This window comes from Pseudomonas sp. TH31 (assembly GCF_016650815.1).
Taxonomy (GTDB): Bacteria; Pseudomonadota; Gammaproteobacteria; order Pseudomonadales; family Pseudomonadaceae; genus Aquipseudomonas.
The window spans coordinates 170,945-185,490 of sequence record NZ_JAEKEZ010000034.1 but is presented as its reverse complement, the minus strand read 5'-3'; the positions used below and the strand labels follow the sequence as shown (position 1 = coordinate 185,490).

At 58.8% G+C, this 14,546-nt stretch carries 13 protein-coding genes and 3 pseudogenes; 6 read left to right on the top strand and 10 right to left on the bottom strand.

What is annotated here, in order from left to right:
- Positions 1–75 precede the first annotated feature (75 nt).
- Positions 76–363 (top strand): DUF7693 family protein, encoded by a 288-nt coding sequence (locus tag JFV26_RS29330; RefSeq protein WP_201197249.1) that lies wholly within the window; start codon positions 76–78, stop codon positions 361–363.
- A gap of 5 nt (positions 364–368) precedes the next feature.
- Here the strand turns inward: JFV26_RS29330 and JFV26_RS29325 are convergent.
- The 5 genes and pseudogenes from JFV26_RS29325 to JFV26_RS29305 all read right to left on the bottom strand — a co-directional run bounded on the left by JFV26_RS29325 (position 369) and on the right by JFV26_RS29305 (position 6,068).
- A pseudogene (locus JFV26_RS29325) lies at positions 369–826 on the bottom strand (GNAT family N-acetyltransferase).
- A 160-nt stretch (positions 827–986) separates the two neighbouring features.
- Positions 987–2,384 carry a purine-cytosine permease family protein gene (locus tag JFV26_RS29320; RefSeq protein WP_201197157.1) on the bottom strand — a complete coding sequence of 466 codons (1,398 nt, stop codon included), beginning with the start codon at positions 2,382–2,384 and terminating at the stop codon, positions 987–989.
- Positions 2,385–2,404: 20 nt separating this feature from the next.
- Positions 2,405–4,270, bottom strand: coding sequence for an amidohydrolase (locus tag JFV26_RS29315; protein WP_201197156.1), 1,866 nt, complete (start codon positions 4,268–4,270; stop codon positions 2,405–2,407).
- A gap of 131 nt (positions 4,271–4,401) precedes the next feature.
- Positions 4,402–5,421, bottom strand: coding sequence for a helix-turn-helix transcriptional regulator (locus tag JFV26_RS29310; protein ID WP_201197155.1), 1,020 nt, complete (start codon positions 5,419–5,421; stop codon positions 4,402–4,404).
- 32 nt (positions 5,422–5,453) lie between these two features.
- Positions 5,454–6,068, bottom strand: a complete 615-nt coding sequence (locus JFV26_RS29305; RefSeq protein WP_201197154.1) for a TetR/AcrR family transcriptional regulator — start codon at positions 6,066–6,068, stop codon at positions 5,454–5,456.
- 70 nt (positions 6,069–6,138) lie between these two features.
- Here JFV26_RS29305 and JFV26_RS29300 point away from each other — a divergent pair, with 70 nt between their 5' ends.
- The gene (locus JFV26_RS29300; RefSeq protein ID WP_201197153.1) at positions 6,139–6,651 is read left to right on the top strand and encodes a DinB family protein; all 513 of its coding nucleotides are present in this window, start codon (positions 6,139–6,141) and stop codon (positions 6,649–6,651) included.
- Positions 6,652–6,738: 87 nt separating this feature from the next.
- Positions 6,739–7,269 carry a DinB family protein gene (locus tag JFV26_RS29295; protein WP_201197152.1) on the top strand — a complete coding sequence of 177 codons (531 nt, stop codon included), beginning with the start codon at positions 6,739–6,741 and terminating at the stop codon, positions 7,267–7,269.
- Between the two features lie 195 nt (positions 7,270–7,464).
- On the opposite strand, the gene JFV26_RS33875 is transcribed toward JFV26_RS29295, so the two are convergent.
- On the bottom strand, positions 7,465–7,635 hold the full coding sequence (locus tag JFV26_RS33875; protein ID WP_242487941.1) for a hypothetical protein: 171 nt from the start codon (positions 7,633–7,635) through the stop codon (positions 7,465–7,467).
- Between the two features lie 24 nt (positions 7,636–7,659).
- Here JFV26_RS33875 and JFV26_RS29285 point away from each other — a divergent pair, with 24 nt between their 5' ends.
- Positions 7,660–8,430, top strand: a complete 771-nt coding sequence (locus JFV26_RS29285; protein WP_242487940.1) for a substrate-binding domain-containing protein — start codon at positions 7,660–7,662, stop codon at positions 8,428–8,430.
- Between the two features lie 146 nt (positions 8,431–8,576).
- A complete protein-coding gene (locus JFV26_RS29280) occupies positions 8,577–9,218 on the top strand; it encodes a TetR/AcrR family transcriptional regulator (RefSeq protein WP_201197151.1) in 642 nt (213 codons plus the stop codon).
- 90 nt (positions 9,219–9,308) lie between these two features.
- On the opposite strand, the gene JFV26_RS29275 is transcribed toward JFV26_RS29280, so the two are convergent.
- A complete protein-coding gene (locus tag JFV26_RS29275; RefSeq protein ID WP_201197150.1) occupies positions 9,309–9,842 on the bottom strand; it encodes a cysteine hydrolase family protein in 534 nt (177 codons plus the stop codon).
- A gap of 443 nt (positions 9,843–10,285) precedes the next feature.
- A pseudogene (gene ggt / locus JFV26_RS29270) lies at positions 10,286–12,012 on the bottom strand (gamma-glutamyltransferase).
- A gap of 149 nt (positions 12,013–12,161) precedes the next feature.
- Here ggt and JFV26_RS29265 point away from each other — a divergent pair.
- Entirely contained in the window at positions 12,162–12,674 is a 513-nt protein-coding gene (locus JFV26_RS29265) for a methylated-DNA--[protein]-cysteine S-methyltransferase (protein ID WP_201197149.1), read from the top strand.
- 104 nt (positions 12,675–12,778) lie between these two features.
- Here the strand turns inward: JFV26_RS29265 and JFV26_RS29260 are convergent, their stop codons facing one another.
- Both JFV26_RS29260 and JFV26_RS29255 read right to left on the bottom strand, forming a co-directional pair.
- On the bottom strand, positions 12,779–13,372 hold the full coding sequence (locus JFV26_RS29260; protein ID WP_201197148.1) for an NUDIX domain-containing protein: 594 nt from the start codon (positions 13,370–13,372) through the stop codon (positions 12,779–12,781).
- Positions 13,373–13,514: 142 nt separating this feature from the next.
- Positions 13,515–14,516 (bottom strand): annotated as a pseudogene (locus tag JFV26_RS29255) (chitinase); the annotation flags it as partial.
- Positions 14,517–14,546 lie beyond the last annotated feature (30 nt).

The window sequence follows — 14,546 nt, the reverse complement described above, 5'->3', positions numbered from 1 at the left end:
AGCGAGGTAGCTTGCCTCTCTCGCTACACTGCTGCGAAAGTGATCCCGATAATGAATCTGCAGAGCCTGACCCCGATGCCCGACCTCACCGCCCGCGAAGTCTGCCAAATCCTGCGAGACGCCGCCCTGGAGGTCCGTCCGTTACGGCGTGGCCTGGAAAACAGCGAGCCCGGCCAGGTACAGGTCGAAATCGAAGGCTGGCGCCTGATCCTCGACTTCGACGGCAAGCGCTTGTACCACTGCCAATACTGCCTAAGCCCGGACGGTCGAGAAGGAACGCTTGAAGCCTGGCGCTTTGGCACGGACCCGGTGAGTTTACTGAGTACCTGGGAGCTGGCGCAGATCGAGCGGCTGTTGAGCTGACGCGCTCACCCCTGCTTCAAATCGAGCAAGTAGGTGTAGTAACCCTCATCCCGCACATAACCCAGCGACTCATACAAACGTTGCGCGCCGTAATTGTCGGTCGCTGTTTCCAATAACAAACCCTTCGCCCCCGTCGACAGTGCAAAGCTGCGGGCGGTATTCATCAGCAACGTCCCTACCCCGCGGCCCCGTGCGGCCGGTGTGGTGAACAGGTCACTGAGTAACCATGCGCGGTGGGCGTCGATGGACGAAAATGTCGGGTACAACTGCACGAAACCCAGCGCTTCGCCGTCGGCGTCCAGCGCCAGGAAGATTGCGGATTCATCCCTGGCGAGGCGCTCGGCGATAAAGTCCCGGATTGCGGCAGGTTTGAAGGCTGGCCGTAGAAACCTCGGTAGGCGTCGAACAACTGCGCGACGGGGTCGAGGTGGCTGGCGTCGGCGCGTTGGGCGTGAATGGCCATGGTGACTGTCTCCGTACAGATTGGATGAAAGCATCGGACTCGCAGGAGCCAGGCTTGCCGGCGAAGGCGTCCTCAAGAACGCTTTCGCCGGCAAGCCTGGCTCCTACGAAAAGCGAACACTCGGCAGGGAGTGTAAGCGCTCAATACGATTTCGCGTCCTTCACGCCTTCGATTGCTGCTCCAAACCCACCGCCAACGCCGACGTCCTGGCCAGCCAGTAATAAAGAACCCCCGGCACCACCAACCCCACGATCCAGGAAATATCCACACCACCCAGCTGCGCAACCATCGGCCCTGAGTAGAAGTGCGTGTCGACAAAGGGCAACTGGATCAACACTCCAATAACGTACACGCTGATCCCGCGCCCGTTCCAGCGACCATAACGCCCCGCCGGGTCGGACAATGCCGGGATGTCATAACGCTCTTTGTTGATGAAGTAGTAATCCACCAGGTTGATCGCGCTCCACGGCGTGAAGAACGTCAGCAGAAACAGGATGAAGTATTTGAACGTGTTCAAAAACGAGTACTGCCCCAACAAAGCGAGCGTGGTCGACGCGGCGACGATCAGCAGCACAAATACCATGCGTTGTTTGGCGGTGATTTCCAGACGACTGCGAAAGCCGCTGATAATCGTGGCCACGCACATGAAGCTGCCATAGGCGTTGAGCGTCGACACCGTGACCTTGCCGAACACCACGCTCAAGTACAGCAGCGAAGCCATCACGCCGGTGCTGCCCAACCCGACGATGGTCGCCACCTCGTGACCACGGAAGTTCGCCCCCGCCAACGCGGCAGCGAACACCCCCAGCACCATGGACGCTTGAGCGCCAAGCACGGTGCCCAGCCCGACAGCGGCGAACGTTTTCCACGACGAGGTCTTGCTCGGCAGATAACGCGAGTAGTCGGCCACATAAGGGCCAAACGCGATCTGCCAGGACGCCGACAGCGACACCGCCAGCAGAAAAGTACTCCAGCCAAAGTGACGGTTTTCCAGCAACAGGCCGATGTCGTTGAGGGTTATCAGCCGGGTAAACAGGTAGGCGAAGGCGATGATGCCCAGCACGCTGGCCACCCTGCCGACCACATGAATAACCCGGTAACCGAAGATCGTCAGAAACGCGATGCACGCGGCGAAAATCAGGATACCGGTGCTGTCGCTGACGCTGATCAACTGCGCAATCGCCTGCCCCGACAACACCGCGCCGGTGGCGCTGAAACCGAGGTACATCAGGCACACCAGCACGATCGGGATCGCCGCGCCGTAGACGCCGAACTGCACCCGACTGGAGATCATCTGCGGCAGCCCAAGCCTCGGCCCCTGCGCGGCATGCAGGGCGACGACGGTGCCGCCAAGCAACTGGCCGATCAGCAAGCCAATCAGTGACCAGAACACGTCACCGCCCAGTACCACCGCCAGCGCGCCGGTGACGATGGCGGTGATTTGCAGGTTGGCGCCGAGCCACAACGTGAACTGGCTGTAGAGGCTGCCGTGGCGCTCGGCCTCGGGAATGTAATCGATCGAACGTGTCTCGATCAGGGGACTTCGTTGTTGGGTCATGACTGTGTGCTCTTTTATTTTTATTGTTCAGCGTTCAAAACGGCGACGGCAACCGATTGCCGATCCAGGCCAACGAACGGAGCCTTGGCCCACACGACTTTGCCGCCGACCATCGTCAGCACCACGTTATTGCGCGCCAGTTCAGCCTCGGGCACCTGCATGAAGTTCTTGTCGAGCACGATCAGGTCCGCGAACTTGCCGACTTCGACCGAGCCGACCACCGCGTCCAGCTTCAATTGCTCGGCGGCATTGAGGGTGATACTGCGCAGAACTTGCGCGCGTGACAGCGCCGGATCGGCATTCAGCCGGCCCGCGTACTCGGCGCCGTAGCTGTGCGGGTTCAGCGGATCACCGGAGCGGGTGACGCCGACTTTCAGCGCAAGGAATTCGTCGAGCGGATCAACCGGCCAGTCGCTGCCATACGCTATGCGGCCGCCGGCACGGGCGATGCTACCGGACGGTTCCATACGGGAAAAACGCTCGGCACCCAGGTGTTCACTGGTGCCATCGACGGTGGACGGCGCCTGTTGGGCCCACTGGAAGGACATGGTGGCCGTCACGTCGAGCGCCTTGAAGCGCGCATAGTCGCCAGGGTCCACCGACTCGGCGTGGGCGATGGCTGGACGGAAAGCATTGCCCGGCAGTTGTTGGCGCACGTACTCGATGCCGTTCAACGAGTCACGCACCGCGCGGTCGCCAGTGGCATGAAGGTGCGGGTCGAAGCCGGCCTGAACAGCCTTCAGCAACAGCGCATCGAGCACTGGCGGCGGGAAGTACAGCTCGCCGACATTCTTGCCCGGCCCCCACTTCGGCACCTTGGCGGTGCCCGCATTGTGCAGGTAAGGCGTCAACATCGCGCCCGTGTCTGCCGGCGCGTTGATGATCCCATCCATGAACAATTTGACGTGGCGCATGCTCACGCCCGGCGCGACTTTGGCTTCGCCCTGATCGTAGAGATCGGCCAATGCCTTGGCCTCGACGATGGTTTTCGCCGGATCTGCCGCCGCCGCGGACGGGTCCAGTTTGATCGCCAGCAACGCCCGAGCCGTCAGTTCGCCGGACTGCTGCAGGCGGGTGAAGGCTTTGCCATTCTCCGGCCCCGACAAGGCGTCGAAGAAACTGGTGATGCCCTGCTGGCGCATCGCATCAAGTGCCGCGCGAATCTGGATCAGCTTCTGTGCATCGGTGGCCGGCGGCACCACGGCGGCCATGCTCTCGGCAGCGCCGTCTTCGCAGATACCGGTTGGGTTGCCGGCACTGTCGCGGGCGTATTTGCCATCACCCGGGTTGGGCGTGTGCTTGTTGATGCCGGCGACTTCCAGGCCGCGGGAGTTGACCAGCACCGTATGAAAATCGGTGGAGCGCACCTGAATCGGCCGTTGGGTCTTGAGCGCGTCGAGCGTTGATTTGTCCGGATCGCCATCGAGGCCTTCCATGCCCATGCGGTCCCAACTGCCGACTTCAAGCCACACATCGGGCCCCTTGTCCTTCTCGGCATCGAGACAAGCCTGAACGGTTTCCTGGAACACCTTGCGGGTCATGGTCTGGTAGTTAAGGTCGCACAAGGTCATGGCGCGGCCGCCGTCCCCCGGGTGCATGTGCGCGTCAATGAAGCCCGGCATCAGCATGCGCCCGGCCAGGTCGACCAGTTGGGTCTGCTTGCCGATGTACGAGGCAACGCCTTCATCGCTGCCGACATAAACGATCTTGCCGCCCGTCACGGCAATCGCCTGTTGCACCGAATTCCTGCCATCGACGGTGTAGACATAACCGTTGCGCATGACCATGTCGGCGCCGGTCGAACCCTGCGTCTGGCACCCCACCAACCCCATACCCGCACATACCGTCGTCGCGGCAATCGCGATAAATAACCTGGAAAATTTCAACTGACCCACCTCTGTTCTTATAGTTTTTGAAGTGCCCGAACCGCCGGCTGTGCACGCCCGTGGCAGGCAGGGCCTAGCCTATAGAGCGCCGTCGAAATTCGGACCTCCGCAAATGAGGAGGGGTCAGGAAATTAGTGGGAAATACGCCGGGTATCGTGGGAAAACGACGTCGGCGAACGCAGTACAGAACCCAATTCCACCTTGCTCTTTACGCCGAGCTGCAAGTAGCAGTTGCGCAGATAAGTGCGCACGGTGGCCGGGCTGAGCCCGAGGGTTTTGGCGATCTCCTTGTAGGAATGGCCAGCGGCGAACAGCAGCGCAGCCGTGCGCTCCCGCGGCGCCAGCACCGCACCACGCGACTGGGCTTCGAGGGACAGAATCACATGTTCGGCGTTCGGGCTCAGGGTCAGCGCACAGCGACCGAGGCGAATCACGCATGGCGCTTTCGGCAGTTGCGCCGTCACCTCAAAGGGCAGCATTGAACCGCTCCAGCCCGGCAACTCGCGCTGAATGACCGCGCATAGACTGGCCCCCACGTACAGCAGGCTGCCGTCCATACGGGCGATCCCGAAGTCGGTCGCGCCACTGCCCGTGTCGAAGCGGATCATCTCCTGCACCTGAAATCGCCAGAGCTGCAACAGATGATCACAGAACGCCGAAAACAAATCGGCCTCAGCGTCGCCAAACCCCGGCGCATCGATGCCACGGTAGAGGCAAACGAAGAACATCAAGCCGCTTTCGGGCAATTCGAAGGTAATGCACATCGCGTGGAAAAGATCGTGGCGCCGCGCAAACGCGCTCACCACCTCGTCCAGATCGTCGAACCCGCTTTCGCGCACAACCTCACCGGGCTGACTCAATGTGTTATGGGAAAAACCGTCGCTGCCCGCGCCCTGGTGCCATTCCACGGCAAACGATTGCGGCAGATTGATGCGCCCGTGCATCCAGCTTTTCGGCGGTGCATCGGCCTCTGACGCCGACATTTCGCCCCACCAGGCGGACGCGAATGGCACCAGTTCGCTGAATGCCTGCAAACCGTCCTCGATAAACTGAGAGGCGTCGCGCTCCTGGGCCAGACGACCGAGGTGCAGCACGCAGCGACTGAATGCATTGAGCGTGGCCATGGCACCGACTTCGTTACCCTCCCCCATTTGTTCTTATCCTGTTGGTTACGTGGCAGGCCCTAACCTAAATACGAACAGACCAAGTGCACAAGCTCTTCTTTCAGCTCTTTGGATTTCAACGTTCCGCTTCTGGCTGCGCCATGAATGACCCCTTCCACTGCGGCGCAGAGTACTTGCGCCACCATTGAGTTCACCGCGCGGCCTCGTGAGCCCGGGTAAGCCTCAACAACGGCTCTATATCGCGCCAGATATTGCGCTTCGAACACGCTATGAGCGGATATGGCACTTGAATGCGGCGGGGCAATATCAAGCAACACTCGATGAAGTTCCGGATGAATGCTGTGTGCCGCAATCATGCCGTCGACCAGCTCGTCCACTAGCTGCCCGGGATGTTTTTCGCCGCTACCCACGGTGCGTATGACCGCCAGAACATCATTGAGGTGATGTTGCCGAATGGCTTCGACCAGCGCTTGCTTGTCTGGAAAGTACTGATAGAGCGATCCAATACTCACGCCAGCCGCATCAGCCACGTCGTTGGTATTGAAACCCGCCCATCCCCGGTCGCTCAAAACGCGAGCACCTGCCTGAACAATGGAATCGACCGTGGCACGAGAACGCGCCTGGCGTGGCTCCTTTCGCATCCGGGAATGCGTCGATGAAATGCGAGTAGTCAAAAATCGCTCCCTGGAATCAAAATATAAACAGAGTATTCACATTCTAGAACTTCAGAAGGGATCACGGATCATGAGCGCATCACCCTTACTTCGTACGCTTTTCAGCTATCAGGCATGGGCCAACAGCGAGCTGCTAAACAAGATGGAAGGCTTTGATCCCGAACGCCACAAAGAAGAACTCCGCACTGCATTGCGGTTGATCAATCACGCCCATGTCGTCAGCCAGATATTTGCTGCGCATCTGGTGGGCAAGCCACACGGATTTTCCACAGACAACACACCGCAGATACCTTCACTGGCTGATCTGCGCGTCGCCGTAGCAGCCACCGATCGTTGGTACCTCGAGTACCTGGAGAACGTGACCCCGTCCTTGTTGTCCGAATCCGTGCCTTTCGTTTTTACCGACGCAGACGCCGGCTATATGTCACGTGAAGAAATGCTGACCCATGTCGTCACGCATGCCGGGTACCACCGCGGTGAAGTGGGTCAAATCATGAAGCAACTGTCTATTGAACTGCCGTGGGATACGTTTGCCGTGTATCTGCATCGCACTGAACCTTCACGTCGATCACACGCATTGTGATGGGCGCCCCAAAATAATCAGCAACCAGGACTGTTGGCGCCTGAGACCTACGCTGTTCCACCCGGTTTGACTACATAAGGAAATATTGTGAACTCGGTACACACTCTCACACGCTACAAGGCGTGGGCGGACGACACTTTTTTATCCGCGCTGGAAAACCTTCCGGAATCTCAACTGACTGCACCGGACCCGGGATTTTTCGGCAATATCATCCGAACGCTCAATCATTCGTACGCCATGGATTTTGTCTGGAAGTGCCACTTGCTTGGCGAGCCTCATGGTCTTACTACGCGCAATCCGGCCGACCACCCTTCTATCCGGGATCTTGTCGCCGCTCAACGCGAGATAGACCGTTGGTATGTCAACTATGCGGATTCGCTGTCCCCGGTGCAGTTAAGTGAAGTGATCGAGTTTCAGTTCATCGGCGGAGGCCTTGGCAACATGTCCCGCGAAGACATTTTTCTGCATGTGGTCAATCACACGACCTATCACCGTGGAAACATCGCGAGCATGTTGTATCACCTCGACATTTCTCCACCGGCAACAGACCTCCCGATCTTTCTTCAGGCTTCAGCGTGTACGGAACACCCCGGGACTGCCAGCCCCTATCTGACTTGAGACTCCCGCAGCGCTGGCGATTGTCCGAAAAAAAACTGAACAGTTCATCCCGCCCGCACTGGCTTATCTTTTGACGATGCCACTCCAGACCCGGTCATACCTTCACTTGCAGGCGTTACGCTATGCCGGACCATGCGATACAAGGAAAAGTGGTGCTTACGGCCAAGGAACTCGGTGCACGGGGCATTTCATGCCTCACCCGTACAACGATGGCCGCCGATCACGATGCAGGTCATTACGCTCACTGATCCGCTTGTTCCGCGCCTCGACCAGGTTAAGTGTTGCGAGCAAAATTTGCTCGCCGCCCTGCTCCGCCGGCCCCGCCAAAGGGTAACCATCGGCATCGACGATGACTGAACCCTGCACCCAGCTGACGCCGCGCTCGTGGCCATGTCGGTCACACGCGGCAATGAACATTCGTTCACTGATGCATTGGCCTGGACCCGTACGACTTCTGCGGGGCGCTCGGTTTGCGGCCTTGGGCCGTCGGGCCAGTTGACGGGGCGCAGAGCAGATCGGCGCCGGCCAGCGCTCAACCGAAAGGTCTCGGGCAACATCAACATTGGCCTGCTCGGTCAAATCGATCCTGTTGCCAATAAGAAAATCGCCCTGGCCATCGCCCGTTTACACTCTCGGCATGAGGGCTTGTATTTCCACTTCACCGAGCTGTCGTCATCACTGCTGGAAGAGAAAATCATCAACAGCCATATCGATCTGGCGATCGGTTACTTCTGGCACCGCTTGCCCAACATCGACTACTTCCCGTTGTTCCAGGAAACCCAAATCGCTTATTGCGCGCCCACTCACCCGCTGTTCGAACATGTAGGCGAGTTGACCAGAAAGGAAGTCGCCGGGCATGACTGGGTATGGCCCAGCCATCCTTTGCCGGAAATGCCGGCACCGGCCGCGATAGAACGCTTGACGGTACTCACCGACAGCATGGACGGCGCCGCGCTGCTGATTCTGTCAGGCCAACACTTGGGGTTTCTGCCGCAACACTATGCGGCGAAGCATGAACAATTGGGGCAGTTACATCCGCTCAATCCTGAACTTCTACGCTATGAGGTCGGCTTTCATGCGGCGGTACGACACTCTGCCCGGCAGCGGGATTTGGTGAGTGCCTTCCTGAGCGAGTTGATCGAGATTTTCGGTTCGCCGTAAATTCACACATTGCATGTGCGACATCCTTGCCGTAGGGATCAGACGATTCGCACCGTCGCGTCTGGCTCATTCGCTGTATAGTTTTATATATTACGAGCCAGAATCCCCCAAGTCCTTCTCATGTCCTTATCTTTCGTTCCTTCTCCATGACCAGCATTCGCCAACGCAATCAGCGCCTGATCCTGGCCGCCGCCAGCGAAGAATTCGCCGCCAAAGGCTTCGACGCCACCCAGACCCTGGACATCGCGCTGCGCGCGGGGCTGGCGAAGGCGAATCTTTATTACTACTACCAGAGCAAGGAAAACCTCTACGCCAAGGTGTTACTGGAGTTTGTCGAACCGTTGCTGGAGGCCTCGGCGGTGTTGCGCGAGAGCGACGATCCGGTGGCGGGGTTGCAGGCTTATATTGCGGCGCGGATCCGCATCGCGCGGGAACATCCGCACATTGCCAAGGTGTTCAGTAGTGAGTTGCTGCTGGGTGGTCGGCAGTTGCCTGAGGAGTGTCGGGATTTGTTGTATGCCGAGGCTCAGCGCAATGTCGAGTGCCTGCGCAGCTGGATTGATCGCGGGTTGCTGGCGCCGGTGGATCCAGAGCATTTGATGTTGTTTATCTGGTCGGCGACGCGCACCTATACCAATCTGGGTTGGCAGATGGCGCATATCACCGGGCGGCAGGTGCCGGACGATGGGGACTTTTCGCAGGCTGCGGCGACGATTACGCGGTTGGTTTTGGGGGGTGTGGTGCCGGAGCGGGTTGGAGCGATAGGCGGGTTGTTGTTTGCAACTTGAATTTTTTTGGGGGGGGGCTGCTGCGCAACCCAACGGGGGCAAGCCCCCTCGCCACAGGAGAGCTCGCTCGCTTGAGGATTCGGAGTGGTTTTAGAGGTGGATTTTGGCGGTAGGTAGCACGTCGATTCGCGCCACAGGGCCCGTCAAATGCGCCAGGTCTGCGTTGTGTTCGGCGATGATCTCTTCAGCGCTGAGGTTGCCGTTGTCGACAGTGGAATGCGCGTCGCCGGCGAGGACCACGTCGTAGCCCAGCGTCAGGGCCTGGCGGACAGTGGCGTTGACGCAATAGTCAGTTTGCAGGCCGCAGATGATCAGGCGTTCGAAGTCCTCTTTAGGCAAGAGCTGACCAAGGTTAGTCTGATAGAACGAGTCCCGCGTGGTTTTGCGCACACGCAGATCTTGCGGCGACGTTTCCAGGCTTTCGGCCAATTGCCAACCTTCAGAGCCGTGCTGCAGTAAATCATCCTTGGCTTCGTGCTGGATCAGGATCACCGGGATCCCGGTTCCCCTGGCCTTGGCGCTCAGGCTGTTGATGTTTTGGATGACGTGTTTGATGTCGAAGCATTCGAACTCGCCGGAGCACAGGGCTTGTTGGACATCGATGATCAGCAGTGCAGTGGTCATGACAGGAGCCTTAAAGTAGTCCATCAGATTAAGGGGGGACGCAACCTGCTCACTGGAGGCCGGGCATGGACGCGCATCGTCGATAATGCCGCAAAACGCTGTTATATAGAACAGCCCTAGGGCGCTGCTCGCAAGAAGAACACCCACGCTCGCGTAATGCCGATCAGTTAAGAAGATCTCAAGGTGACACACGCTTTGTAGCAGCTGGCGAAGCCTGCGTTCGGCTGCGTAGCAGTCGTCAATCCAGACGACGCGGTGTATCCGAAAGACCGCGTTCTCAGATTTTACGACTGCTGCGCAGCCGAACGCAGGCTTCGCCAGCTGCTACAGATCGTGTTTAGCTTAACTGATCGGTATTACCCACTCTCGCCCCCTTTTTCGCTTCTCGAACACCTTCAACTCGACCAACCCGCTCAGGGTGGCCGAGGCGGTGTTGCAAGAACTCAATACCCCAACGACAACCCGGTATTCCTGCGCGGATCATTCGCCCCATAGAAGCGATTATTGCCCACCGGTTTACCCCCAGCGAAGGCGCGCCGACCAGAATCGCCGCCACATGATTGGCATCCTGAGGCTTGGCAAATTTATGTCCCCAGCTTTCGAGGATCTTCACCGTATCCGGGCTGGTGGTGAAGGTCTCCAGGTTGGTCTCTTCCGGCAACCACTGCTGGTGGAAACGCGGCGCATCCACGGCTTCCTGAATGTTCATGCCATAGTCGATGACGTTGAGGATCGTCAGCAAGGTCGCGGTGATAATGCGGCTACCGCCAGGCGTGCCGACGACCATGACCACTTTGCCGTCCTTGGTGACGATGGTCGGGCTCATGGAGGACAGCGGGGCCTTGCCGGGGGCGATGGCGTTTGCCTCGCCTTGTACCAGGCCGTACATGTTTGGCACGCCGATTTTCGAGGTGAAATCGTCCATTTCGTCGTTGAGAATGACCCCGGTTTTGCTGGCCATGACGCCAGCGCCGAACCAGTCGTTGAGGGTGTAGGTCATCGACACCGCGTTGCCCCACTTGTCGACGATGGAGAAGTGCGTGGTGTTGCTGCCCTCATGCGGCGCTACGCCGGGTTTGATCTCGCGGGACACGCCGGCCTTTTGCGGTTCGATGGCGGCGCGCAGTTTGGTCGCGTAGTTTTTGTCGAGCAGGTGGGCAATCGGGTTCTTCACGAAGTCCGGGTCGCCGAGGTAGCTGTTGCGGTCCACATAGGCGTGGCGCATCGCTTCAATCTGATAGTGCATGCCCTGGGCCGAGTGGTAGCCCAAGTCTTTCATCGGGTAGCCGTCGAGGATGTTCATGATCTCGCAGATCACCACGCCGCCGGAGCTTGGTGGTGGCGCCGAGACCACATGGTAGCCGCGATAATCACACTCCACCGGGGCCAGTTCACGGGTCTTGTATTTATCGAGGTCGGCCTGGGTAATGATGCCCTTGTTGGCCTGGCTGGACGTGACGATGGCGTCGGCCACCCAACCTTTATAGAACCCGTCGGCGCCCTTCTCGGAGATTTCCCGCAGGGTTTTGCCCAGGTCCTTTTGCACCAGTTTTTGCCCGACTTGCATCGGTTCGCCATTGCTCAGGAAGATCGAACCCGAATCACGCATGTCCTTCTTGAACACGTCGGTCGCGGTTTCCAGCAGATCGACATCGCCCTGTTCCAGCACGAAGCCTTCTTCGGCGAATTTGATCGCCGGGGCGATCACCTCCTTACGGGGTTTGGTTCCGTATTTGCTCAGGGCCAGTTCCATGCCAGACACGGTGCCCGGCACGCCCACGGCCAAGTGGCCACGGGTGCTCAGGTCCGGGACGACGTTGCCGTCCTTGTCCAGGTACATATTGGCGGTGGCCGCCAGCGGGGCTTTTTCGCGGAAATCGAGGAAGGTCTTGCGCCCGTCCGCCAGTTGAATGGTCATGAAACCACCGCCGCCCAGGTTGCCCGCCGCGGGATAAACCACCGCCAGCGCATAGGCGACCGCAACCGCGGCATCTACGGCGTTGCCGCCGTTCTTGAGTTCATCCACGCCCACGTGAGTGGCCAGATGCTGGGCGGTGACCACCATGCCGTTTTCGGCCGCAACCGGGGCCACGGAAGCGGCGTATGCACTGAGGCAACTGAGCGCCAAGGAGGTCGCTAACAGCGATTTGGCAAAAGGTTCGAACTTCATGATTCGGTCTCTTTTTTGTTTTCAGGCTCTGTATCAAACAGAGGGAACGCTTCAAGAGCAGTAGCCAGTATGGCTGGGATTGCGTATTGCGCCTCCCCGATCAGGCAGTATGCTGAGCGCCTGTTCAGTCTTTTTCGGAGTCCGCCGGCATGACCTACACCTGCACCACCATGCCCTCCCCGGTCGGCGAGTTGAAGCTGGTCGCGAACGGTTCAAGACTGGCGGCCATCCTCTGGGAAAACGACAAACCGAACCGCGTCAGGCTCGGGCCGATGACGGAAGCGGCGGACAATCCAATCCTGGTACGCGCCGTTCTACAGTTGCAGGAATACTTTGCCGGTACGCGCAATCAGTTCGACCTGGAGCTGGATTTTGCCGGGACCGAGTTCCAGAAAAAGGTCTGGCAGGCGCTGCTGACTATCCCGTTTGGCGAGACCCGCAGCTACAGCCAGATTGCCGAGCAGATTGGCAATCCGAGTGCGGTTCGGGCGGTGGGGGCGGCGAATGGCAAGAACCCGATCTCGATTGTCGCGCCGTGTCACCGGGTGATTGGGGCGTCGGGGAAATTGACCGGGTTTGCCGGGGGGCTTGAGGCGAAGGAATTGTTACTCACACTTGAGGGCCGCCAGTGGCTGGGGTCTGCAAGACTCGAGGGCTTTTGATCCTGTAGGAGCTGCCAAAGGCTGCGATCTTTTGATCTTCGCGTCTAAAAAAAGATCAAAAGATCGCAGCCTTCGGCAGCTCCTACAGGGCGCGTAATGCACTCTTAAACCGGGGCGAAGAGGTTTTTCATCGCGGCGTACTGCAACAGCATGATGGTCTTCGCATCGCAGATTTCCCCGCGATAAAACGCCTCGAGCGCCTCGTCAAATGTCCACTCCAGCACTTCCAGCTCTTCCGTCTCTTCCTCCAGCCCACCGCCATCACTGACTTTCGACGTTGCATCATATTCAGCGATGAAGAAGTGCAGCTTTTCAGTGACCGAGCCGGGGCTCATGTAGGATTCGAAAACCTTTTGCACGTGGTGAACGCGATAGCCGGTTTCCTCTTCGGCTTCAGCGCGGATGCGCTCTTCAGGTGCCGCGCCTTCGAGCAGCCCGGCAGCCACTTCGATCAGCAAACCATCGTGGCCGTTGACGAACACCGGCAACCGGAACTGGCGCGTCAGCACCACGGTTCTCTTCTCGCGGTTGAAAAGCAGAATCGCCGCGCCATTGCCCCGGTCGTAGACCTCGCGGGTCTGGCGTTGCCATTCGCCATCATTGCGCTGGTAGTCGAAGGTGATTTTCTTCAGCAGGTACCAGTCGTGGGACAACACCTGGGATTCAATGATGTTGACCCGGTCGGCTGTATTCGCCATCACAACGCATCCTTTTTCGTGAGAAGAGCCCCATGGTAGGCGAAAACCAAAAAGCCCGGCATCTCTGCCGGGCTTCTTTTTACTGCTGGCTGGCGACTTCAGGCGTCGCGAACTCTTCCTCGTGGGAAGAAAGCCGCTTGCCGTTGATCAACGGCCCGTAGCGACGGCTGAATTCCCAGTTGTATGGCACATGGTCTTTGTTGACCCCGTTATCCCAATTCACCGACCAGGTCATCAGGCCTTTGATCGAAAGCCCTTTGGCGTCGAGACGCTTGAAGGCATTTACCACCGCCGCCGGGTCGATCACATACCCGGTGGCCGCGGCGTCGACGTTGGCCGGCAAGCCGATCACAAACTTGTCCGCCGGGATTTTGGTGAACCCGCGAGTACCACTCACCAGGCTTTCGGTCAGGTAAAACAGGAAGTCCTCTTTCATCGCGTCGTTGTTTTGGGCAATCCACGCGCCGTTACCGTTATTGGCTTCCTGCACCCAGATCCCGTCACCGCCCTGGTTGTAATACTGCGGGGCGATGAAGTCGTAATAGCCTTCCAGGGCCTGGAGGTAGCCGACGTATTTGCCGGCGCTGGTCAGGTACGGGAATTCCGGCGCCATGCTGATGATGAAGTGTTTGCCTTCACCGGCGTAATGGTCCTTGACCAGTTTCAGCGCGGCAGGCAAGACAGTCTTGTTATCGGCGAAATCAATCGCGCTTTGTTCAAGATCGATGTCCAGCCCATCGAAGCCGTAGGTTTCCACCAGACGAATGATTTCGTTAGCCAGTGGCTGCTCGTTGCCTTTGTGCAGTTCGATGTGCGCATCGGCGCCGCCAAGGGAAATCAGCACCGCACGGCCCTGGCTGTTCAGCACGCCGACCTGGCGGCGAAACTCGGTGTCGGACAGGTTGTACGGTTTGAAGGTCGGGATGCCATTGCCCTTCATGAAGGCCACGGCCACCACGTTGTAATCCTTGGGCACGTCCTGCAGCGCGATGTTGGCGAATTGGCCACGCTGGTAACCGTCACTCGGCCCCGCGGGCCAGTTATGCCAGAAGCCCATCAGGATTTTTTTGTCGGCAATGCTCGGCATCAACGAAGCAGCGTCACTCAGTTGAGATTTCATTAACGTAAAGTCGATCTTTGACATGTTCTATTCCTTCAGAACGTGTGGGGAGTT

Bases quoted from the DNA above. Each gene is read 5' to 3' on its own strand.
- JFV26_RS29275 (WP_201197150.1), bottom strand. From the start codon at position 9,842: ATGACCACTGCACTGCTGATCATCGATGTCCAACAAGCCCTGTGCTCC.
- JFV26_RS29265 (WP_201197149.1), top strand. From the start codon at position 12,162: ATGACCTACACCTGCACCACCATGCCCTCCCCGGTCGGCGAGTTGAAG.
- JFV26_RS29310 (WP_201197155.1), bottom strand. From the start codon at position 5,421: ATGGGGGAGGGTAACGAAGTCGGTGCCATGGCCACGCTCAATGCATTC.
- JFV26_RS29285 (WP_242487940.1), top strand. From the start codon at position 7,660: ATGTCGGTCACACGCGGCAATGAACATTCGTTCACTGATGCATTGGCC.
- JFV26_RS29280 (WP_201197151.1), top strand. From the start codon at position 8,577: ATGACCAGCATTCGCCAACGCAATCAGCGCCTGATCCTGGCCGCCGCC.
- JFV26_RS29300 (WP_201197153.1), top strand. From the start codon at position 6,139: ATGAGCGCATCACCCTTACTTCGTACGCTTTTCAGCTATCAGGCATGG.
- JFV26_RS29320 (WP_201197157.1), bottom strand. From the start codon at position 2,384: ATGACCCAACAACGAAGTCCCCTGATCGAGACACGTTCGATCGATTAC.
- JFV26_RS29330 (WP_201197249.1), top strand. From the start codon at position 76: ATGCCCGACCTCACCGCCCGCGAAGTCTGCCAAATCCTGCGAGACGCC.
- JFV26_RS29260 (WP_201197148.1), bottom strand. From the start codon at position 13,372: ATGGCGAATACAGCCGACCGGGTCAACATCATTGAATCCCAGGTGTTG.